Annotated in this window: 22 protein-coding genes and 2 pseudogenes; 9 read left to right on the plus strand and 15 right to left on the minus strand. The window is 68.2% G+C overall.

The window, feature by feature from the left end; translation table 11 throughout:
* Positions 1–239: 239 nt before the first annotated feature.
* Together OG306_RS00500 and OG306_RS00505 are read right to left on the minus strand one after the other, a co-directional pair.
* Entirely contained in the window at positions 240–770 is a 531-nt protein-coding gene (locus tag OG306_RS00500; RefSeq protein ID WP_266751742.1) for a CHAT domain-containing protein, read from the minus strand.
* Positions 673–1,917 carry a CHAT domain-containing protein gene (locus tag OG306_RS00505; protein WP_327259604.1) on the minus strand — a complete coding sequence of 415 codons (1,245 nt, stop codon included), beginning with the start codon at positions 1,915–1,917 and terminating at the stop codon, positions 673–675. The genes OG306_RS00500 and OG306_RS00505 overlap by 98 nt, the downstream gene beginning before the upstream one ends.
* Positions 1,918–2,010: 93 nt before the next feature.
* Here OG306_RS00505 and OG306_RS00510 point away from each other — a divergent pair, with 93 nt between their 5' ends.
* Positions 2,011–2,382: an integrase gene (locus OG306_RS00510; RefSeq protein WP_323184024.1), complete on the plus strand. Its 372-nt coding sequence runs from the start codon at positions 2,011–2,013 to the stop codon at positions 2,380–2,382.
* Here OG306_RS00510 and OG306_RS00515 read toward each other — a convergent pair.
* The gene (locus tag OG306_RS00515; protein ID WP_327259602.1) at positions 2,354–3,424 is read right to left on the minus strand and encodes a transposase; all 1,071 of its coding nucleotides are present in this window, start codon (positions 3,422–3,424) and stop codon (positions 2,354–2,356) included. The genes OG306_RS00510 and OG306_RS00515 overlap by 29 nt on opposite strands.
* 132 nt (positions 3,425–3,556) lie before the next feature.
* Between OG306_RS00515 and OG306_RS00520 the strand changes: the two genes are divergently transcribed.
* Both OG306_RS00520 and OG306_RS00525 read left to right on the plus strand, forming a co-directional pair.
* Entirely contained in the window at positions 3,557–4,030 is a 474-nt protein-coding gene (locus OG306_RS00520; RefSeq protein WP_371665026.1) for a hypothetical protein, read from the plus strand.
* Positions 4,031–4,075: 45 nt separating this feature from the next.
* Positions 4,076–4,746 (plus strand): annotated as a pseudogene (locus OG306_RS00525) (transposase family protein).
* Between the two features lie 30 nt (positions 4,747–4,776).
* Here OG306_RS00525 and OG306_RS00530 read toward each other — a convergent pair.
* The 3 genes from OG306_RS00530 to OG306_RS00540 form a co-directional block, all read right to left on the minus strand.
* Positions 4,777–5,679, minus strand: a complete 903-nt coding sequence (locus OG306_RS00530; protein ID WP_323184070.1) for an IS3 family transposase — start codon at positions 5,677–5,679, stop codon at positions 4,777–4,779.
* A 5-nt stretch (positions 5,680–5,684) separates the two neighbouring features.
* A complete protein-coding gene (locus OG306_RS00535; RefSeq protein WP_266751048.1) occupies positions 5,685–5,990 on the minus strand; it encodes a transposase in 306 nt (101 codons plus the stop codon).
* Between the two features lie 65 nt (positions 5,991–6,055).
* Positions 6,056–6,301: a transposase gene (locus OG306_RS00540; RefSeq protein WP_371665027.1), complete on the minus strand. Its 246-nt coding sequence runs from the start codon at positions 6,299–6,301 to the stop codon at positions 6,056–6,058.
* 277 nt (positions 6,302–6,578) lie between these two features.
* Here OG306_RS00540 and OG306_RS00545 point away from each other — a divergent pair.
* A pseudogene (locus OG306_RS00545) lies at positions 6,579–7,325 on the plus strand (integrase core domain-containing protein); the annotation flags it as partial.
* Here the strand turns inward: OG306_RS00545 and OG306_RS00550 are convergent.
* The 6 genes from OG306_RS00550 to OG306_RS00575 form a co-directional block, all read right to left on the minus strand.
* Complete coding sequence (locus OG306_RS00550) at positions 7,300–7,530, minus strand: MauE/DoxX family redox-associated membrane protein (protein WP_323184077.1); 231 nt, start codon at positions 7,528–7,530, stop codon at positions 7,300–7,302. The pseudogene OG306_RS00545 and the gene OG306_RS00550 overlap by 26 nt on opposite strands.
* 15 nt (positions 7,531–7,545) lie before the next feature.
* Positions 7,546–7,692 carry a hypothetical protein gene (locus OG306_RS00555; RefSeq protein ID WP_266751732.1) on the minus strand — a complete coding sequence of 49 codons (147 nt, stop codon included), beginning with the start codon at positions 7,690–7,692 and terminating at the stop codon, positions 7,546–7,548.
* Positions 7,689–8,309: a hypothetical protein gene (locus OG306_RS00560; RefSeq protein WP_266751730.1), complete on the minus strand. Its 621-nt coding sequence runs from the start codon at positions 8,307–8,309 to the stop codon at positions 7,689–7,691. Before OG306_RS00560 ends, OG306_RS00555 begins: the two co-directional genes overlap by 4 nt.
* Positions 8,306–9,772: a hypothetical protein gene (locus OG306_RS00565; RefSeq protein WP_266751729.1), complete on the minus strand. Its 1,467-nt coding sequence runs from the start codon at positions 9,770–9,772 to the stop codon at positions 8,306–8,308. Before OG306_RS00565 ends, OG306_RS00560 begins: the two co-directional genes overlap by 4 nt.
* A complete protein-coding gene (locus OG306_RS00570; protein WP_371665028.1) occupies positions 9,769–10,626 on the minus strand; it encodes an ATP-binding cassette domain-containing protein in 858 nt (285 codons plus the stop codon). Before OG306_RS00570 ends, OG306_RS00565 begins: the two co-directional genes overlap by 4 nt.
* 418 nt (positions 10,627–11,044) lie before the next feature.
* On the minus strand, positions 11,045–11,491 hold the full coding sequence (locus OG306_RS00575; protein WP_266751725.1) for a hypothetical protein: 447 nt from the start codon (positions 11,489–11,491) through the stop codon (positions 11,045–11,047).
* A gap of 498 nt (positions 11,492–11,989) precedes the next feature.
* On the opposite strand from OG306_RS00575, the gene OG306_RS00580 reads away from it, so the two are divergent.
* The 3 genes from OG306_RS00580 (at position 11,990) to OG306_RS00590 (ending at position 13,226) form a co-directional block, all read left to right on the plus strand.
* Complete coding sequence (locus tag OG306_RS00580) at positions 11,990–12,430, plus strand: transposase (protein ID WP_371665029.1); 441 nt, start codon at positions 11,990–11,992, stop codon at positions 12,428–12,430.
* A gap of 259 nt (positions 12,431–12,689) precedes the next feature.
* Positions 12,690–12,920 carry a hypothetical protein gene (locus tag OG306_RS00585; protein ID WP_266751724.1) on the plus strand — a complete coding sequence of 77 codons (231 nt, stop codon included), beginning with the start codon at positions 12,690–12,692 and terminating at the stop codon, positions 12,918–12,920.
* A 9-nt stretch (positions 12,921–12,929) separates the two neighbouring features.
* Positions 12,930–13,226, plus strand: a complete 297-nt coding sequence (locus tag OG306_RS00590) for a hypothetical protein (protein ID WP_371665030.1) — start codon at positions 12,930–12,932, stop codon at positions 13,224–13,226.
* Positions 13,227–13,246: 20 nt separating this feature from the next.
* Here the strand turns inward: OG306_RS00590 and OG306_RS00595 are convergent, their stop codons facing one another.
* From OG306_RS00595 to OG306_RS00605, 3 genes are all read right to left on the minus strand, one after another.
* Positions 13,247–14,005 carry an IS6 family transposase gene (locus tag OG306_RS00595; RefSeq protein WP_327259600.1) on the minus strand — a complete coding sequence of 253 codons (759 nt, stop codon included), beginning with the start codon at positions 14,003–14,005 and terminating at the stop codon, positions 13,247–13,249.
* A 262-nt stretch (positions 14,006–14,267) separates the two neighbouring features.
* Positions 14,268–16,958, minus strand: coding sequence for a SpoIIE family protein phosphatase/ATP-binding protein (locus tag OG306_RS00600; RefSeq protein WP_266908128.1), 2,691 nt, complete (start codon positions 16,956–16,958; stop codon positions 14,268–14,270).
* A gap of 292 nt (positions 16,959–17,250) precedes the next feature.
* On the minus strand, positions 17,251–17,469 hold the full coding sequence (locus OG306_RS00605; RefSeq protein ID WP_371665031.1) for a hypothetical protein: 219 nt from the start codon (positions 17,467–17,469) through the stop codon (positions 17,251–17,253).
* 458 nt (positions 17,470–17,927) lie between these two features.
* Between OG306_RS00605 and OG306_RS00610 the strand changes: the two genes are divergently transcribed.
* Both OG306_RS00610 and OG306_RS00615 read left to right on the plus strand, forming a co-directional pair.
* Positions 17,928–18,533: a hypothetical protein gene (locus tag OG306_RS00610; RefSeq protein ID WP_266751718.1), complete on the plus strand. Its 606-nt coding sequence runs from the start codon at positions 17,928–17,930 to the stop codon at positions 18,531–18,533.
* Positions 18,534–18,670: 137 nt separating this feature from the next.
* Positions 18,671–20,836: an alpha-L-fucosidase gene (locus OG306_RS00615; RefSeq protein ID WP_371665032.1), complete on the plus strand. Its 2,166-nt coding sequence runs from the start codon at positions 18,671–18,673 to the stop codon at positions 20,834–20,836.
* Positions 20,837–20,919: the final 83 nt, after the last annotated feature.

Genomic DNA, 20,919 nt, shown 5'->3' on the forward strand with positions numbered 1-20,919 from the left:
TGCGAACCTACATCGGTGTAGGCCCGCATTAGGAATGTCCCGTTCCGGCGTAGCGACCTGGGCTTTTCCGACCGTCTCATTTGGGGGACACGACACTTCTGGCTCATGACCTTGTCCCTTGAGGTCTGCTGTCGACGTGTATGCCGTGTCCCTGGGACGGTGGTTCATCCGTGATCCAGCCGAACGGGATATTAGGGCCGTCCTCGAGACGTGTGACTCCTCGGGGGCGGAGGTTCGTATCAGGCGCCAGCGTGGAGGTAGGCGGCCCACAGGAAGGGGGTCCGGGTCCGGTCGAGCTGGCCGGGCAGGTCGTGGCCGTCGCGTACGCCGCGCACGGCTTGGTGCAGCGCCCGGGCTGCCCGGCTGGTGTCGATGGTCCCGTCGGGGGTGCGTAGGTGGGTGTAGAAGGTGTCGGCGACAGTGACAGCGATCTGGTCGTCGATCTCCCACAGGGTGCCGACGACGTGGGGAAATCCGGCGAGCTGGAAAGCGGAGGTCAGATGGATGGCCTCGTCGGCCAGGTTGGCGGTGTCGATGGCCGCTGTGCGGCAGGCGGATAGATAGGCCAGCTGGGCGTGGTCGAGGCGGACGGGGGCGAGGCTGGCGACGGTGAGGGGGTCGCTTTGATGGTCGTGGAGCAGCAGCAGGCTCTGGGAGGGGTCGGTGGGGTGGCTAGCGCCGTGGCAGGCGAAGTGGGCGATCGGGCAGTGGGGTAGGTGGTCCAGGACAGTTGGTCGGCCTGCTCGGCGGCGGGCTGACAGGGTGGCCATCCGGGTCGGCTTCGCGCAGCAGTACGGTGCGCGGCAGGTGGTGGCTCAGCATCTCGGCCTCGGCGCTCACATGTCCCAGGCGACCGTGGCGGGGGAGGCCGGGGGTGGTGGGCATCGCGACGACCAGCCCCTGGGCGGGCGCATTCGGGTGTGGAGTGTGTTCCCGGGTGTGCTGGCGGGCGTAACGCAGAGCGCGGACGGTGGGGGTGTACGAGGAGATGACCCGGTCCATGACGGTGCACCGGTGCGGGTCGTCGGCGGGGTCAGTGTGGAAGCCGGCGGCGTGCAGGGGCAGCAGTCCCAGCAGCCCGCCCGGTGCCCACCACACCCGCGGCCAGTCGGCGTCTGCCAGCGGCTGGCGGTGGTGGCCCAGCGCGTCTAGGACGGGCCCGGCCGCGGTATCCCACAGCCATTGCAGGACCTGGGTGATCAGGTCCTGTGCCTGCCGCCGCTCGGATTTTTCCCGCCCCGTGACGGCGGTGTGCAGCGCCTGCTGAAAGCAGACGACCCTCTCGATCAGGGCGTCGACGGTGAGCTGGGGGAGCTCCAGGTGGGTGATGCCGTCCCGGGTCAGGAGCAGGGCGTCGCTGCGGTAGCCGCTGATGTTGAATACCACGACGGGGCCTTGTTCCGCCTGGCTGAGGAGTTCCTCTGTAGTAGGTGGGAGGGCGAAGGAGGCGAACTCGTCCAGGTCGCGGATCTCGGCCAGGGTCTGGGCGAAGTCGCGGGCCAGTCGGTGCCGGTCGTGTGCGGTGCGGTCCTGCCGCACCGTGAGGGTATCCGTCTCACCACTCCCGTCGGCGGAGGTGGCGGTGCTGGTGGGCTGGTCGAGCTTGTCGCGCAGCTGGACGAACCGTGCGGCCAGGTCCGGGCGCTGCCGGTTCAGGTCGGTGAGGTCGCTGCGGGTATCCAGTGCTTGGCTGAGCAGCACCGCCCGCCCGGCCTCAAGCAGCCGCAGCGCGCGGGCGGCGCGTTCCTTCCGGGTCCCGCGGGGCTCAGCAAGAGCCAGCGCTGCGGCATCCCCGGCCAGTCCGGCGAAGCCGCCGAGCGCATGCTGCTGATCGCCCCGGCCCAGCCGACGCAAGGTCACCTCGGGCAGCAGCCGCACCGCGGCCTCCGCCGCATCCTGTGGGGCTCGTAAAGTCATCGCTGCAGGTGAGCAGCGGTGTCCATGGTTGTCGGTGGTGGCTGGGACCCTGTCCGGATGATCGTGTCGCTGTTGTACCGTGCTGCTCGCACGATGCTGTCCATACCGGCTGTCCTGCTGCGCCGGGACACTGCCAAGGACGCCGAGTTGTTGGTGCTGAGGCATGAGAACACTGTCCTGCGCCGTCAGCTCAAGGGCCCGGTCCGCTACGAGTCGGCCGACCGGTTCTGGTTCTCCGCGCTGTCCTCGCTGATACCGCGGCGCCGCTGGGCCGGCGTCTTCCCCGTCACCCCCGGCACCGTGCTGGCCTGGCACCGCAAGCTGATCGCCAAGAAGTGGGACTACTCCGCCCGCCGCAGCCGTACCGGCCGACCCCCGACTGTGGCCGCGCTCAGGAAGCTGGTGAGGCTGTCGCACGGCTCCTGCCCCGTGAAGGTCAAGAGCGATTCTTGGGTGTGTGATTGATGAGCTTGTTGAGGTTGTGCACCGTGCCGAGGAGCTTGATCTCGGCGTCCACCGCTTGGCGGCCGCGGTAGTTGAGGTGTCGTCCGAACCGTTGGAAGATCTGGGCGAATCCCGGCTCGACCAGGGCACTTCGTTGACGGTACTGGGCCCGTCCCGTTGGGGTGGCGAGGCGGGCCGCCATGTCCTGCTGGCCGGCAGGGGCCTGCTGACGTTTCGCGGGAAAGCCTGCCTGGTCGGCATCGCTGGTGACCGAGACCAGTAGCGGGAGGTCAGCGAGGGCCTCGAAGGACGTGGCGGAAGCGTACCCGCTGTCAGCGAGCCAGAGTTGGATGTCGCCGGGGAGCCGTGCGGCCTGGTGATTGTGCTGGGTCTTCTTCACGATCGGAACGAGAGCCGTCCTGTCCGAGGGATTGTCGTGCGCTTCGATGGCCAGCAAGAATTGACGGCGGGCGCACACGATCTGGATGTTGTATCCCTGCAGGTAGCCACCGCGTTTGCCGGGAATCAGCCGGGAGTCGGGATCGCTCAGGCAGGCACGGGATGCCGGGGAGGGGGCCGGTCGGGGTGCGTGGGCCCGCTCCAGCCAGGCCCGCATCTTCACCAGTCGTGTTCGCTGGCGAACGAGGACGGTCTTGTGCTCCATCGGGACCGGCGGCCGTCCGTTCGCTCCACGACGTCCTGCCGCCCGGTCCTCTTGGACGCGGAGCTCGTACTTCTTCAGCTTCTCCTGGTGAGCCTCGGTCTCGGCGGCCAGGCGCTTCTGCGCGCGGGCGACCATCCGCTCGGCGGCTTCGACCTTGATCCGGATCTCGGTAGGTGAAGGCATAGCCCGTTCATGCAGTCTGTCCCTGGCCGTGTGCGCGCGGGTGAGCCGGTCGCACAGCCGGGACAGGCGAGGCCAGTTATCGCACGGGTCCTCGCCATCGCCCTGTGCTGCCGAGCCGTCGGCCTCGACGCTCAGCGCGTGGTCGACTACATCCTCCATCAGCGTGTGGATCTCTTTCTCGCACTGAGTGGTGTGCATCGTGAAGTAGCAGGTCACGGGCCTGGTGTGCGTCGGTGTCGAGGCGCTCGTGCTGGTCGCGCGCGACAGTCTGCCGTGTAGATCGTCGGGCAGGGGGGTCTTCGCGGGTTCTGGTCCGTTACCGCCCGTGCGGCTCCTACGCTCCCGGGCATGGTGGATCCTGAGGTGCGGGAACGGATCGCCGCGCGCCGCGCGGAACTGAACGGACTGGAAGAACAGCTGGTCAAGCGGCTGGACCAGGTGCGGGCCGAGCGGAACGAACTCGCCGTCGCCGAGCGGGTCCTGGCGCGGGTGAGCGAGCAGATCGCTGGGGAGCGAGCCGCCTCCGCGCCGGCGCCTGCGCCTGCGCCTGCGCCTGCGCGGGTGGCGGGGCGTGCGGTGCTGTTGGTTCCGCACCGCGGCGACAGCGTGGACAAGACCGCGCTACCCGGCGACTACCGCCGGATCCTGGTGATCGTGCGGGCCGCCGGCGGTCCGGTGCAGGTGCGGGCGGTGGGCGAGGAGCTGGGCCTACAGGTGGAGGTGCGCGGGAAACTGGAGCCGCTGCGGGCGAAACTGGTCAAGCTCGCGGACCGCGGCTGGCTGCACAAACGCGGCGACGGGAAGTTCACCGCACGCCTGTAGCCGTGCCACCGTAACTGGAAGGCCCCCGGCGGCAGTTGAGTTTGTGTGAAGAAAAACAACAGTCTTGCCGAGGGCCCCGACGGTCTTGTCTACACCGCCCGCCTGCCGCTGTCGAGCGCCACCTTGAACTGGCTCGCCGACCTGATCCGCGGCCACTGCAAGAAGGTCGGATCGCGGTGGCGGGCCCTGCCCGCAGGGAAGATCGCCGGCCTCGTGCTGGCCGTGCTGCGCTGTGACCAGCGGCCCGGCGACCTGGCCGGCGGGAACGGGGTGCACCGCACCACTGTGACCCGGTGGGTGCGGGAAGTCGTCGGGCTGCTGGCCGCCCGCGCCCCGCGCCTGGACCGCGCGCTCAAGAAGATCGCCCGATCGGGTGGCGGGGTGGTGCTGCTGGACGGCTCCCTGATCCGCACCCGCCGCCGCACCGGGACCGAGAACCGCAAGAACTACTCTCCGGCAAGCACAAGTGCCACGGCCTGCTCGTGATCGCGCTCACCGACGACAAGGGACGCCTGGCCTGGGTGAGCGCGGTGAGGCCCGGACGCACCTCGGAGATCACCGCGTGCCGCCACGACAAACTGACCGCCCATCTGCGCGCGGCCGGCCTCGGAGCGATCGCAGACCTGGGCTTCGTCGGCCTCGACGACAGCGGCCCGGACGCCGACCCGGCTGTGATCACCGGCTACAAGGCTGCCCGCAACAAGCCACTGACCTGAAGTTCCCCCTCTGAAGTGGACAGCGGTTGTTTACGCTGCGGGGGTGAAGTCGTGCTGCAGCCTGGCTCGGGTTTCGAGCGGGGTGAGGTACCCGAACTCGGGGTGCTTGCGGAGCCTGGTGCGGTTGTACTCGACCTCGATGAAGCGGAAGACGTCGGCGCGGGCCGCCTCACGGCTCTCCCAGACGGCGGTGCCGATCTCCGCTTTCAGCAGTCCGAAGAAGCTCTCGGCTGCGGCGTTATCGTAGCATATGCCGGTTCGTCCCATGCTCTGCCTCAGGTTCAACTCCCGCAGCTCGTGGCGGAATTCGCCACTTGTGTACTCGCTTCCGCGATCGGTGTGCATGATGCAGCCGCCCTGAAGGTCGCCGCGGCTGGCGGCCATCCGCAGCGCGTCGGTGACCAGCTCGGCACGGTGGTGTTCGGCCATCGCGTACCCGATCACCTCGCGCGTCGCCAGGTCCATGACGGTCGCGAGATACCACCAGCCCTCGATCGTCGGCAGATAGGTGATGTCGCCGACGAGCTTCGTGCCGGACCGGGTAGCGGTGAAGTCGCGGCCGACCAGGTCCGGAGCCGGTGCGGCCTTGGTGTCCTGCTGCGTCAGGTGGCGGCGTCTGCGGCGGGTGACGCCGCGGATGTCGCGCTCGCGCATGATCCGCTCGACCTTCTTCCGGTTGATCGCATGGCCCTTGCGCCGCAGCGCGGCGTGTACGCGCGGGGCTCCGTAGGCACCCCGTGAGGAGGCGTGGATCTCGCGGATCTCCTCGGTCAACTCGTTCTCGGCACACTGCCGTTCGGCCGCTGCCGGCCGGGCCGCCAGCCAGGAGTAGTAGGTGGAGCGGTTGATCCCCGTGACGCGGCACAGCAAAGCCACGCTGTAGCCGTCGGGGTTGGCCTCGGCGGCCTTCTCCGCGTCGATGAATCGGCACAGCGTGCCTACTTCATCGTCTCCTTCGCGAAGAAGGCCGCTGCTTTTTTCAAGATCTCGATCGTCTGCTGCTGTTCCCGGTTCTCCCTGCGCAGCCGCTGGAGCTCTTCCTTCTCCGCCGTGGTCAGCGCGCCGGGCGCCCCCTCGCCGCGGTCGGCCTTCGCCTGCTTCACCCAGCCGCGAAGCCCCTCCGGACTCACACCGAGTTCCCGGGCAACCTCGGTGACATTCCGCCCTGACGACCGGACCAGTGCCACCGCGTCCCGCTTGAACTCCGACGTGTACCGCTTGCTCATGTTGCTCTTGCCACTCAACCTGGACTGCTTCCTCCGGGACCGATCCGTCCCAGTATCAGGCTGTCCACTTCAGAGGGGGAACTTCAGAAGCTGTCCAACAAGGCCACCGCCGAAAGATCGACCAGGCCACGTCGGCCACACAGCGACAACACCTGGACGAACAGCGAGTTCAAGGCGGCACGGTGGCGTCGTACGAACCGCGCGACGGTGGAGTGGTCCACTCGGCGGTTCGCTGTGATGATTCGGCAGCCCACGTCGTCCCAGCAAGCCTGCTCGATGCGACGGGAGGAGCGCACTCCCTTGCTGTAGCAGTAACAGGAGCAACGCAATCAGGCTCGCGGGAGGGTAGGCCACCCCGCCCCGCCCGTCGTCACGGTAGCTGTTCTCGAACGCCGATAGGTCAAGAACCTCGACGACGTCGAGCACCTTCCAGCACAGGTGCTCGGGCGGCAGCCACTGCCGGACATCCCGCGGCATCTCAAGATCACGTTCACGGTCGCACGACAAGAAGTTCCGCTCCACCGGCCAAGAATCCGACGCCTCCCTGATCCTCGGAACCGAACAACGAATCGCTCTTGACCTTCACGGGGCAGGAGCCGTGCGACAGCCTCGGTGCTGCGCCTGGCCGGCGAGAATCCCCGGTGGGGGCACCGAAGGGTCCAGGGCGAACTGGCCCGGCTGGGCCATCCGATCGCACCGTCCACGGTCTGGAGGATCCTGAACGCCGCGGGCATCGACCCGGCTCCACGCCGGTCCGGCCCCAGCTGGCGCGAGTTCCTGACCACCCAAGCCCAAGGGATCATCGCGGCCGACTTCTTCCACGTGGACACCATGCTCGGAAAGCGCCTGTACGCCATGACGTTCCTGGAACACGGCACCCGCCAACTGCACATCACCGACGTCACCGCCCGCCCCACCCGGGCCTGGGCGACGCAGCAGGCCCGCAATCTCGCCGACCAACTCGTCACGCACATGGAGTCCCTGCGCTTCGTGCTGCGCGACCGTGACGCCAAGTACGACCAGTCCTTCGACACCGTCTTCGAAGCCGAGGACATGGAGGTGCTGCTCAGCGCGCCACGGGCGCCCCGGATGAACGCGCACTGCGAGCGGGTGATCGGCACCGTCCGCCGCGAGGCGCTCGACCACCTCTTGCTCATGAATGAGGCCCACGCCCGGCAAGTCCTTGCCGACTTCGAACGGCACTACAACACGCATCGACCTCACCGGGCCCGAGATCAACGGCCCCCTCACGCCTCCGGGCAGCCAGCCACCGTCCACGGCCTCGACGGCCGCAGACTCCTGCGCACCCGCATCCTCGGCGGTGCTATCAACGAGTACCGGTACGCCGCTTGACCTGCGCCGATGACTTTTCGAGCCCCACACCCACAGGTGCCGACGAAGTGCCGAAGCACTGGCAGAGAACACGCCGCCTGCGCCGCACCGCCACGAGGATGCCCGTGGTGAAGGCGATCAGGAGGCCGATCGCCACGGCGAAGCCGGCCAGGGCCGTCGCCGGCAGCGCCACGAAGACGACGGTGGCAGCTTCGGCCACCACCACCACCGTGGCCGTGGCCTACGGCGGCAGCCCGGGTGCCAGCTCTCCCGCCGCCTTGATGAAGTCCGTATACCGCTCCCGCACCCGGACCTTGCCGACGAAGGAGACGAGGAAGACCACACCGACGAAGATCCGGCAGCCTGCGAGCACTGCGGTGGCGATCACCGGGACACCTCCCTGTGCGCGAGGACGAGCGCCGCCACCGGAACAGGCAGTACGGCGAGCCAGACGTGGTGGATCTGATCCCAGCGCGCGCTCCCGGGGTACGGCCAGACCTCCTCGAACCAGGGCACTGTGCTCACCGCGATGCCCAGGAGCACTGCCGCGCCGGCCACCGCCGCGAGCCGCTCGGGTCGCCGCCGTACGACGAAGGCGGTGCATGCCAGTCCGGTCAGGACGCAGACGGCTGCCTCGGTCATCAGTCCGGGTGCTGCCATCTCCGCACCCTCGGCCAGCCGAGTCGACAGGATGAGGAACGTGCCCGCCCAGACAACGGCGGTCGCGGCTGCCACGAGCAGCAGCCGAAGCCACTGCCGCAGCCAGCGGGGTACCGGGACCACCGTCGTGGTGACCTCGGCGGGGTCGACGAGCGCGAAGCTCGAGGCGGCCCCGAGGAGGACTCCGGACATCCTGAGCGTGATCGCGGCATTGTCCGGCTCCACCGCGGAGCCCGGGGTCGTGGCCAGCGCCAGGACGATGGTGACCGCCGCGGCCGTGGCTACGGGAATCCAGTCGATCGCCCGGATCAGCGGTCCGAGCAGGGGTCCGGAAAGGCGGATCACTCGCACGGCGTTCCCTTCGGCTCCGCGGACGCGTTCGAGCGACCGAGGCCCAGGAGCGGCAGCGCTTGATCGACGGTGGTGGTAGGCGCGGTCAGTACGGCCCAGTGCTCCCAGATCCGCTCGCGGGCTGCGGGTTGCGCCAGCAACTGCTTCGCGTAGCCGAGTTCGGCCTCGCCGTAGTCCACGGACCCGAGGTCGGAGCGCGGCACCTCCAGCGCCGACTGCCCGCCATCGTCCGTACGGATGGACGTCCGCTTGGTGGTGGCGGCGACCGGCTGCTCGACCTGGCCGATCAGCCAGAGAGCGACGACGGTCCGGGCCTGGCCACGGGCGTCGCAGCCCTGCGGGCCACCGCCGCGCTGGGTTCCCCACGGGAGGCCCCCCGCCGCGGCGGCCATCTGCGCGGCGAGGGTGCGCCGGGAGGCACGCTCGGCTCCATTGCGCCCCCACGATGTGGTGGTCAGGATGTTGCCGTCGGTGACCGCCGGATCGAGGACTCCGGTGGCGGCTCGCTGGACGATGCCGGGCAGCCGCTCGCGTGACGCTTCCGGCACCGCCGCCACCACAGGATCGACGGCGCCCTGCCACAGCGGGATCCAGGCCGCATAGGCCGGAAACGCGCAGTATCTGGTGGTGTTCAGTTCGCGGCAGTGTTCAGCGCCCGCCGTGGCGGACCGCGTCGACTGTCGGAGGTCTCCCACCTGCGCGGCAGCCTTCGCCGCCGGGGAGTTCAGGGTCAGTGCTCCGGCCACGACCACGGCGGCCGCACCACTCACCGCCGTGATCACGGGAACAGGACGCCGGCCGTGCCGCAGCAGTGCGACGGACCCGGCGAGCAGGACCAGCGCGGCGACATAGAGCAGGTGCCAGCCGGGCGGCCGGACGGGATCGATGGCCAGCTTGAGTTCGGGAACCACCGGCAGCAGCCAGGTCGAGGGAAACTGGACGAGCGTCCAGAAGAACAGCACGATGCCGATTGGGGCCGCGATCAGGCCCGGAATCCAGCAGCCGGCGGCCACCCCCAGGGCCCCCATCAGGGCGACCAGCAGCAACCCGGTGACAAGTTCCCGCACGTCGGCGTGCCCTGTGGGGCGGCTGCCGATCAGCAGGCTGCCCAGCTGGATACCCATGGCCGGCGCGGCGACGAGTACGCCGGCGAGCGGGTAGGCAACGAGCACGGCCAGGGTGCGGGTCTGCGGCCGCACGGGTAGCGCCTCGGTCAGTTCCACGGCATCGGAGCGTGCGTCACGCAGGATCGCCAGATTGCCGGCCAGCATCGCGCCGGCGCCGATCACGAGTGCGGACGTGGCGGTGTTGACCGTCTCCCCCGACCAGTCGGGCATCTCTTTCCAGGTGGTGACGATCCGCCCGGCCACGGTCACCAGCGCCAGGGCCCACAGCAGGGGGCTGCGCAGTGCGAGCGTCGATTCCTTCAGGATGAGCGCGGGCAGCGGCCTCTTCATGATCCCGCCCTTGCGCCAGCGCCCAGCAGCTGGAGGTATCCGTCCTCCGCGGTGGGGGCCACCGCCGTACCGTCCGAGGGCCGCTCGCCGACCACGCGATAGCTGCCGTCCGCCGTCCGCCAGAAGATCTGTGCCTCCGCCGGCCGGCTGTCGGAAGACCAGACACGGCCCTTCGCCCCATCGGCGAGTTCCCGCGGTGTCCCGTCGAACATCACGGTTCCCCCGCTGAACACGATGACCCGGTCGCACAGCGCGGCGATGTCCTCGGTCTGGTGCGTCGACAGCAGCACTGTCCGGTTCTCGCCCAGTCGTGAGGTCAGCGTGCGGAACCGCATCCGCTGCTCGGGATCGAGACCGACCGTCGGCTCGTCCATGATGAGGAAGTCGGGATCGCCGATGAGCGCCTGCGCGATACCCAGCCGCTGGCGCATGCCCCCGGAGAGCTTGCGGACCTTGATACGGGCGGAGTCCGCCAAGTCCACCTCGGCGAGCACCCGCCGGACCTCGCTCCGGCGTGCGCGTCGATCGGTGATCTCTTTGAGGATCGCGATGTAGTCGACCATGGACGCTGCGGTGAAGTGCGGGTACAGGCCGGGATTCTGCGGCAGATAGCCGATGAGTCTGCGCAGCTTCGTGCGCTGGGAAGAGTCCGCCGGGTCCAGTCCGAGGATGTCGATCCGGCCCGAGTTCGGAGTGAGGGCGGTGGCCAGGCAGCGGAGCAATGTGGTCTTGCCCGCCCCGTTGGGGCCCAGGAGGCCGGTGACGCCCGGTCCGAGTTCCAGATCCAGCTTGCCGATCACCTCCTTGGCACCGTACCGCTTGCTTAATTCCCGTACCGCGACTGTGGCTTCCATGTCCAACATTTCGATAGGTCTTGATCGGATAAGCTGGCGACAGGGGTGTCGTGCCCTCTTCGTTAAGGCACGACACCCCCTACCGCACCTATCGACCAGTGCAGTCATCGAACGTGTGTCAGCAGCCACAGCCGCAGCACTCGTACTCGGTCCAGCTCTTCCCGTCGCTGCAGGTGATGTAGTGCGCACGCCGCCACCACCAGAACGGACAGTTGCCGTCGCAGTAGTTACGAGCCTCGCTGCAAGTGTGGGGGCATCAGGCGACGGCCGGGCGCTGGGCGGCGAGGCAAGTGAGGTGGGCCTCGCGCAGCTCCTCCCACGGCGTGCACTGCTCAGGGTCCGGGAGGGCGTTGGTGGCGATGTCCTCCCGGGGGAGTCCAGGGTGTTCGAGACAACGTGAGAAAACCGCCAACATAGTTCAGCCGGATAGCTGGTCTGGGCCTGGTGATGGCAGAGGGCTCGTCGTGATGACTTCGATCTGATTGAGCATGCGGACAGCCAACCGCCCGCGCGCCTCCTGGATGTACTCCAGGGCTGAGCGGAGCTCGTCCACCACGTCGGGTCCGGCGGAAGACCCGTTCACCGCCTCTTGGCGGATCCGCCTGGAGGCAGCTTCCAGGTACACCAGAGGTGACCTTTGACCATCTTGCGAAAGAGGATCATGTAAGGGATACCCATAGGCGGATTGCCCGATCCATAGCCCGTCACGCAACATGGCGTCTACAGCCGCGTGGGCAGCATCCCGGACACGTGCGAGCGCGACATCGAAGTCCTCCGCATTCAGCTGCCGGCCAAGTTCAAGGTCTTGAACTGCCCTGTACAAAAAATCGTTCCAGTCACGCAAGGTGGAACGAACCAGGATCACCCTCTCAACTCTCTCCTCCTTTTGTACCTCCCCCTGGGCACGCTCCGCGCGGGCACCCTGCTCTCGGGCCTCCTGCCGCTGCGCTCTCAGCGTCGCTCGCTGGATCTGTAGCGGTCCCCAATACGCCCCCAGCGCAGTGATGAACGCTCCGCCAAGCACTCCCAGTACCCCATATAGAACCTCCGGCATGGGACAACCATGCTCGGCGGGCAACATGGCGCAGACAGACTTGATACGACTGAAGTCAATCTGTGATCGATGAGATCGTGTGCTATTCGATGGATTTCAGGGCCGCCAGGTAGTCCGCCCAGCTGTCCTGTGCCAGTGCGGCCCACTCAATCGCGGTGCTTGTCAATGGCCTTGAAGTTCGGTTCTGATCCACTCTCTGTGGAGCTGTGACTGACCGTCACAGCTGCCTGGCAGAATGGGTGGTCGTGTGACTGTAGTGCGCTCTTGGCCGCCTTCTCCCATCTCTCAACGGTGACTGTGGAGTAGGTTGTGGTTGACGACGGCACGATGACCTTGTCCGCGCGTACCGGGACGCGGCAGGCCGTCTGTCCGGGGTGCGGCACGGCGCCGGGCCGTGTCCACGGCGGGTATCGGCGGCGGCTGGCGGACATGGCGGTGGCCGGGGACCGGTGCCCGGAACTTGAGCAAGTCGCCACCTGCTTGAGCACCTTCGCCGACATGATGACCGAACGCCGGGGCCAAGACCTCGCCGACTGGCTCGAACGGGCCGAAGCCGCAAACTTCCCCTCCCTGACCAGCCTGGCCCGCGGGCTCCGCCACGACTTCCAGGCCGTTACCGCCGGACTCACCCTGGAGTGGAACTCCGGCCGCGTCGAGGGCAACGTAAATCGCGTGAAACGCATCAAACGAGACGGCTACAGCCGCGCCGGCTTCGATCTCCTCCGCCTGCAAATCCTCCACGCCGACTGAATGATGTGACGGTCAGTCACAGCTCCGCAGAGAGTGGATCAGAACCGAACTTCAAGGCCATTGACAGTGAGCGATGAGGAAAAGGCGTCCACAGGACAGCTGGGCGGACTACCTGGCCGCCCGGAGAGACACCGAATAGCGCATGGTCGGAACGCTGACCCTTCACCAGTACCGGCCTCGCCGCGGCCGGTCTCGGCCGACGACGGATGATGATCTGCGCAGGTCAAAATGGCGTGCAAGTTCATAGAGCAATGCGGCAATGATCGAGGTCGAGCGCAACGGGGCCTTCAACGTCAACAGCGTCGGGATGAATCGATTGCCGTTCCCGCTGAGTTTCACCGTTCGTGAGGTCGACGGGTCGTGGCAGATCAGTGCTTCGGCGGCCCAAGCCAGCGAGTTGATCGATGTGCTCTCGCGCTCGGCGAACGACACGATCCTCGTCGTGGACCTTGCGACGAACAGCTTCCTGCACGAGGACTTCCAGCAGTGACAGCCATCGTTGATCGCCGCGGAACAGGGGGCCGACTTCACCGTTCACCCGGTCGGGGCATGGGCTTCTGCCACCCCAAGACTCGGTGAGGAGATCGTGGTGATGCACCGCAACAGTCTGCCCCGGTTCCTGGATGGCAACTGGTCGCCCTACGAGCTGTCTCTGGTCGACGTGCCGATGGTGCCGACCCCGGCCCAGCTTGACGAGATCGCCCTGGTCATTGGAATGGCTGCCCTCGACGAGCCGGTCCGGCGTTGTCACGTTGATGGCGCGGTGACCGGTCGATGGAGCTTCGGGGCGTGCTGAGGTGTGGTTTCGGTGCCCGTTTAAGCCGCGGTAGTCAGGCCGATGTTCTCGGTGACGTGGTCCCAGAGGGTGAAGCGGATGGTCATTTCGAAGCGGTGTTCGGCGGCGGTGCGGAGATGTCGCCGGGTGCGGAAGTGGGGTGAGATGCCGCTGAACGCGGACAGGAACCGCTGCGCTCCACCGACGGAGCGGAAGCCCTTCATCGCGCGTTCGCATTGCCTCGTCGGCTGGTGGGAGTTCTCGGCCCGGTTGTTCAGTCCCTTGTGGGAGCGGTGCTCCACCGAGGGCATGATTTCGCGGTGGGCCGCGCCGTAGGAACGCAGCTTGTCGGTAACGATCACCCTTGGCACCGCCCGGGTCTTCTTCATCAGACGGCGGAAGAACCGCCTGGCCGCGGCCTTGTCGCGGCGGTTCTGGACGAGGATGTCGAGGACGTTGCCGTCCTGGTCGACGGCCCGCCACAGGTACTTCTGCACACCGTTGATCTTGATGAAGACCTCGTCCAGATGCCACTTGTCGCCGGGCCGTGGCTGTCGGCGGCGCAGTCCGGCGGCGTAGGCCTGTCCGAACTTCAGACACCACCGCCGCACCGTCTCGTAGGAGACGATGACGCCGCGCCGGAGCATCAGCTCTTCGACCTCGCGGTAGGACAGAGGGAGGCGGAAGTACAGCCACACGCAGTGCGAGATCACCTCGACCGGGTACCGGTGACCCCTGTACGACGGCAGCACAGACGACACCAGCGATCCCCTCCCCAGCGTGATCAATACGAAGATCATCCCACCCGGTCAGCCAAGGTGACAGTGCCTCTGGCAGAGATGATGCCCCTTCGGTACCCGAAGGGGATTCGAACGATGGCGTGCGAATTCGCACGCCGGGCTCGGGCTGAAAGGGCAGGCGGCGTCAGGACAGCGGTACCCCCGAGCTGACCCCCGGCAACTGGCGACAGAGAGCCGGCTGCGTGGTCAGAAAGGCTGGGCTACCGCTGCCGCGAAGCCGGGACCCGCACCAGTAGTTGCGCTGTAACCGAATACACCGCCGTCACAGCTCTGTGCCAGTCCATAGATCCAACAGGTTGTCGCCGAGGCCTGCACCGGGTTCGGCTGCGGCGTCGTGGAGGGATTGTTCGGTCCAGATGACCTTGCCGCGGGCGCCGTACCGGGTGCCCCAGCGCTGGGCGAGCCGAGCGACGAGGAACAGCCCGCGGCCGCCCTCGTCCGTGGTGGCCGCCCGCCGCAGGTGGGGGGAGGTGCTGGAGCCGTCGGTGACCTCGCAGATCAGGTGGTTGCGGTCGTGTAGCAGGCGCAGCCGGATGGGCTGGGTGCCGTATCGGATGGCGTTGGTGACCAGTTCGCTGACGATCAGTTCGGTGGTGAAGGCGACCTGGTCCAGGCCCCAGGTCTCCAGCTGGCGGGTGACGTCGGTACGGACGCGGGAGACGGCTGCCGGGTCGGAGGGCACCTCCCAGTCCGCGACCCGGGCCGGGTCCAGCAGGTGGGTCCGGGCCACCAGCAAGGCGATGTCGTCGCGGGGGCGCTCGGGGAGCATGGTGGCGAAGACGGTCTGGCAGGTGGCCTCCGGGGTGCGGTCCACAGCATCGGCCAGGGCCGTGCGCAGCTGCTCGATTCCGGTGTCGTGGTCGCGGTCCCGGTCCTCGATCAGCCCGTCGGTGTAGAGGACCAGCTGACTGCCCTCGGGCACAGTGAGTTCGGCTGTCTCGAAGGGCAGGCTGCCGCCCAGGCCCAGCGGGGGACTGACGGGTACGTCCGGGAAGGTGACGGTGCCGTCGGGGTGGACCAGGGCGGGGCCGGGGTGGCCGGACCGGGCCACAGTGCATCGGCCGGAGACGGGATCGTAGATGGCGTACAGGCAGGTGGCCCCCGTGACTCCCTGGCCATCGGCCTCGTCGTGGTCGATGTGGGCGACCAGCTCGTCCAGGTGGCTCAGGAGTTCGTCCGGGGCCAGGTCCAGGGCGGAGAAGTTGTACACGGCGGTGCGCAGCCGACCCATGGTGGCGGCGGCGTGCAGGCCGTGGCCAACGACGTCGCCGACCACCAGGGCCACCCGGGTGCCGGGCAGGGGGATGACGTCGAACCAGTCGCCGCCCGCCCCGGCCTGGGCGGGCAGGTAGCGGTGGGCGACCTCGACGGCGGTCTGCTCGGGCAGGGTGCGGGGCAGCAGGCTGCGCTGCAGAGTGGCCGCCAGGGTGTGCTCGCGGGTGTAGCGGCGGGCGTTGTCGATGCACAACGCAGCACGTCTGGCCAGCTCCTCGGAGAGGGAAAGGTCCTCCTCCCCGAAGGGAGGGGAGGCGTCCGCCCGCCAGAAGTTGGCCATCCCTAGCACCACCCCGCGGGCCTGCAGCGGCACCGAGATCAGGGAATGGATTCCGTACTCCAGCACCCGCCGCGCCCGCTCCGGGTCCTGGGCCCGCCAGCCGTCGGAGTCGGCGAGGTCCGACTCCAGCACAGCGTGGCCGTTGGCCGCCCCGGCGGCGATGGGGTTGGTGGAGGCGAAGCGGATCAGCTCCCCCACGGGGTAGAGAGGCGGATCGTCACGGACGCCGGTGACGGCGGTGCGGCGCATTTCGGTGCTTGCCTCGGCCGGCTCCTCGCCACGCAGCACCGGATCCAGCAGCTCCACAGTGACGAAATCGGTGAACCGCGGGACGACCATCTCCGCCAGTTCCTCGGCGGTGCGCACCACATCCAGCGTGGTGCCGATCCGCACGCCCGCGTCGTAGAGCAACTGCAGGCGCTCGCGGGCCACCTCGGCCCGGCCTGCGAGTGTGCGCAGTTCGGTGGTGTCGCGCAGCGTGGCCACGCTGCCCGCCGGGCCGCCGTAGCGCTCGACGGGCCGGACGTTGACGGCCAGCAGCCGGTCGCCAGCCAGATGGACCTCGTCGGTGGCCGTCCGCCCCGAGGAAAGCAGCTCGGCGGCGCCCGGGGTCAGGCCGAGGTCGGTGATCTGGCGCTGCTCCACGTCCGCCGGCAGCTCCAGCAGCCGCCGCGCCTCGTCGTTGGCCAGCAGCAGCCGCCCGTCACCGCCGACGATGAGCACGCCCTCGCGCACCGCATGCAGCACCGCGTCATGATGCTCGTACATGCGAGTCATCTCGGCGGGGCCCAGTCCGCGGGTCTGGCGCAGCAGCCGGCGGCCAATCAGCGCCGACCCGCCCGCGACCAGGGCGAGCGCGCCGCCCGCGGCGCCGAAGAGCACCGGAAGCTGCCCGGCCACCGCTTCGTTCACCTTCTTGACCTTGATCTCGGGGGACACGATGCCGGCGACCGAGCCGTCAGGCCGGAAGACGGGGACCTCCGCGAAAACCGAAACGCCCAGCGGAGTCACCTCGGAGTCCGTGAGGGCCGTGCCCCTCACCGCCTTCCGGTAGGGGTCGCCCTTGACTACGTGTTTCCCGATCTGATGCGGGTCAGGGTGCGTGTACCGGATCCCGTCCGTGCTGATGACCACGATGGCGTCGACGCCGGACCGCTTTCGGGCCCTCTCGGTGAGCGGTTGCAGTACCGCGCTCGGATCGCGGCTGTCCAGCGCCTGCACGATCCCCGGGGAGTTCGCGAACGCCTCGGCGACGGCAAGCACCTCGTCGCGGGCTTTCTCCGTCCCCTGGTGCCGGGCCTGGACCACCAGCGTCACCACCGCCGCGGCCACAAGCAGCACCACGACCGCCAGCTGCAGGAGAAACACCTGACCGGCGACGCTCTGCGCGCTCACCAGGGAGCGCAGGCGCCGCCCGGGCGACCGGTGCTGGATCTCCCGTTCGTCCGCGGGACGAGTCGGCTGCTCCGCTCCCGGACGTGGAACCTCACGCCGCCTCCGCGCACGCCAACCAGCGAACCGACGGGCGAGCTGTCGGCGCGCGGTGCGCCGGGGCGGCCAGGGCGTGATCATCTTCGACCTCGTATTCGTGGTGCGGATTCGGGAGCGGGCCGCCGCCAGAGCGCTGTCGGCGGCCCGCCGAATATGGTTTATGGCAGGCCCGAAATTCGACCGTGCCAGAACCGGAAATCTATTGACTGGACGTGCTAAAAACCGCACGCAGGCCAGCGGCGCTGGTGCCCCATTCCGTGAAATACGACTCGGTGATGACCCCCGCGACGATCGGATGCAGCTCCTCCTCCGTCGCACCATCTTCCCGAAGCTGGAGGATCTGCGCGGCGTAGGTGGGTGAGATCGGCGTGGTGATGGTGCGCTCGCGGCCGTCGTCCGAGCTGCCTAGCGACGCCATGCCCTTGTCGAAGTGCGTGGTGAAGCTGTCCGCACCCGACTCGCAGCCGACCAGCTCATCGGCGTCCCCGAGAGCTCAGGCTTCTGGAGCCGCTGATCTCCCGCCACCGCCTGGCGCCCTACCTCGCCCCACGACGTCGTCGGCCGCTGCGATGGAGCTGTATCTGTGGAACGTCCGCGTCTCTGCCGCCTTCGCCGAGGTCATCGCCCTGGCGGAGATCATCCTGCGCAACGCGATGGCCGAGCAGCTGGCCGCCGCGTACGGGGCCACCTGGTACGCGCAGGAAGAACTGTTCGACGACTGCATGATCAACGGGTTCCGCAGCACGTGGCACAACATCAACATGCCCAATGATCCCGGCACCAGGAGACCGGCGAGCAAGACACTGCGAACCGTCCCGGCCGGGAAGATGGTGGCGGAGTCCACCTTCGGCTGCTGGGTTCACCTGCTCGACGCCCATGGGCATCACCACCCGCCGGCAGCTGCTGGGAGCCCTCCGGCGCGCCGACCAGGCCGACGCCGCGCATACCGCAGCCGGCCGCGCCTGCACCCGGGCCACCCGGGCCGCGGTGGAAGCGCTCACCGACATCGGCCGCGGCGAGCAGCAGCTGGCCGTTGCCCGCGGCCGTGCCCAGACCAAGCTGCGCCGAACGTTCGCCGCGGCCCGTGCCGCCAACCGCGAGCTCGCCGCCCTGGCGGTCGGCCGGTGGCTGGCGGCGAAGAGCTTTCCGGATATCGCGGCGGTGACGGGATGGCTCCATCTGATCGCGGCGCTGGTGGTGGCTGGGGTGGGGCTGAGCATGCTGCTGCGGCATCTGCGCCGTCGGGAGCATCACCACCGCGGGCAGGGGCACGACCATGTGCTCGGGGGCGGCCACGGCCTCGGCGGTGGTGGCCGCGGGGACGGTGGTCCCGGCGCTGGCCGCGGCACAGCTCGCGGGGCCGTGACGCCCGTCCGGGAGAGACAACGCACGCGGCGTCGTAGCCACCCGTGTCACTGCCGCCGCCGACGCCGATTGGTCCAACGATGGTCACCGCAGGGGCAAATGGTCCGACTAATTTGATTGCTTCATCGAAGCTTTCGGGGGACATGCGACTGTGGAGCAGTTACGTCGGAAGTATTGATCGGATGTCTCTTCGGTTCTACCGTGTCCGCGCATCGAGGCAATGCACTCCACCCCGATCCGGAGGAGCAGGACGCATGTTCAAGAGACCCATCGGCCAACCAGCCAGACGCCGGCGCGTGTGGCGGCCCGTGATCGCTTCGCTCTGCATGTTCGCGGCGCTCGGCGGCAACGCCGTCGCGGCCGCACCCCCTAAGGCGCCGCCCGTGACGGCGGCGGCGCCGAGTCCGGTCGTCGGGATCAGCAGCTCCGACACGCAGGCGCAGATCCTTGAGAAGGCGGCGTCCGTCACGCCGTCGGCGAGGCAGTTGGCGTGGCAGCGGGAGGAGCTGACGGGGTTCGTCCACTTCGGCCCGAACACCTTCACCGGTGTGGAGTGGGGGTCGGGACTTGAGGACCCGGACGTTTTCAACCCATCCGACCTGGACACCGATCAGTGGGCGGCGACGTTCAAGGACGCGGGCTTCAAGAAGGTCATCCTCACCGCCAAGCACCACGACGGCATGCTGCTGTTCCCCTCGGAATACTCCGATCACGGGGTGGCCTCCAGCAGTTGGCAGAACGGCCGGGGCGACGTCGTCAAGGCGTTCACCGACTCGGCCCGCAAGTACGGTCTCAAGGTCGGCTTCTACCTCTCCCCCGCGGACGGCCACGAGTACGAGACCAGGGACGACGGCGGCCGGTACGGCAACGGCAGCACCCCGCAGCCCACCCAGATCCCGAGAAAGGGTAACGGCAACGGCACGACCTTCAACTTCACCGCCGACGACTACAACCGCTACTACATGAACACCCTGTACGAGCTGCTCACCAAGTACGGCGAGATCAGCGAGGTATGGCTCGACGGCGCCAATCCCTGGCCCAACACCAACCAGAAGTACAACTTCACGGACTGGGTCACCATGATCCGCACCCTCCAGCCGGGCGCGGCCGTCTTCCAGGACGGCGGTCCCGACGTCCGCTGGTCCGGCAACGAGGCCGGTCTCACCAACCGGACGAGCGAATGGTCGCCGCTCCCGTACAACACCGACTACAAGGGCGACCCCGCGGATCCGGCGACCGCAGCCGACACGATCCTGAGCGTGCCCGGCTACAATACGGCCGCCGACCTGGGCAGCGACGCGGTACTCGGACGACAGACCAACGGCAGCAGTAGCTGGAAGCTGCTGCGCTGGCAACCGGCCGAGTGCGACGGCCGGCTCCAGGCCCCATCCTGGTTCTGGGACAAGGACGCCCGGCCCGTCCCGCTGGACACGCTGAAGGAGATGTACCTCAACTCGGTGGGCAAGAACTGCCAGCTACTGCTGAACGTGGCACCCGACAACACCGGGCGGTTCCCCGACGACGCGGTCTCCCGGATGAAGGAGTTCGGCGACTGGATCCGCTCGGTCCAGGTCAAGACCTCCGCAAAGGCGTCGGCGCAGAACGATAAGGGCACCTCCCACACCAGGGGCAACCACCCTCGCAACGTGCTGGACACCGACGACGCCACCGCCTGGCAGCCCACGGCCACCACCGGGAACCTCGTGCTGAACCTCCACAGGGCCAAGACGTTCAACGTGGTGAACCTGCAGGAGAACATCCAGGTCGGACAGCGCGTCTCGGGCTTCGCCGTGGACGCCTGGGACGGCACCTCCTGGAAGGAAGTCGGCAACGGCACCACGATCGGCTACCGCCGCCTCCTCAAGCTGCCGAACCCGGTCACCACCACCAAGCTCCGGCTGCGGATCACCGCGTCCAGGGCACTCCCTCCGGCGATCTCCACCTTCTCCGTCCACCAAGACGGCGACCAGAGAATCAACCTGGCCTTCGACAAGCCCGCTACCCAGTCGAGCACCCTTCAGGCCGGCACCGAGGCCAGTAAGGCCGTCGACGGAAACACCAGCGGTAGTTTCAGCTCCGGCTCGGTCACCCACACCTCCGACAAACCACTGGACGCCAACCCGTGGTGGCAGGTCGACATGGGCAAGCCCCAGTCCGTCGGCACGATCGAACTGTCGAACCGGACGGACTGCTGCTCCGACCGGCTCCGCGACTTCTACGTGTTCGCCTCCGACACTCCCTTCACCTCCACGGATCCGGAGGCCACCAAGAACCAGCCCGGCGTGTGGAGCTCGTACCAGACCGACGCCGTCGGCCAGAGGCTGACCCTGCCCGTCGGCCGCGACGCGCGCTACATCCGCGTCCAACTGGTCGGCTCGGACCGGCCCCTGTCGCTCGCCGAAGTACAGGTCTTTGGCTGACCCACCCCCGGTCCGCGGCGGACGCGTGAGCGACTGCCGCGGACCGACCGTTCAGCACCCATCGATCATTCCCGGGTCGCTGG

The organism is Streptomyces sp. NBC_01241, assembly GCF_041435435.1.
Classification (GTDB): Bacteria; Actinomycetota; Actinomycetes; order Streptomycetales; family Streptomycetaceae; genus Streptomyces.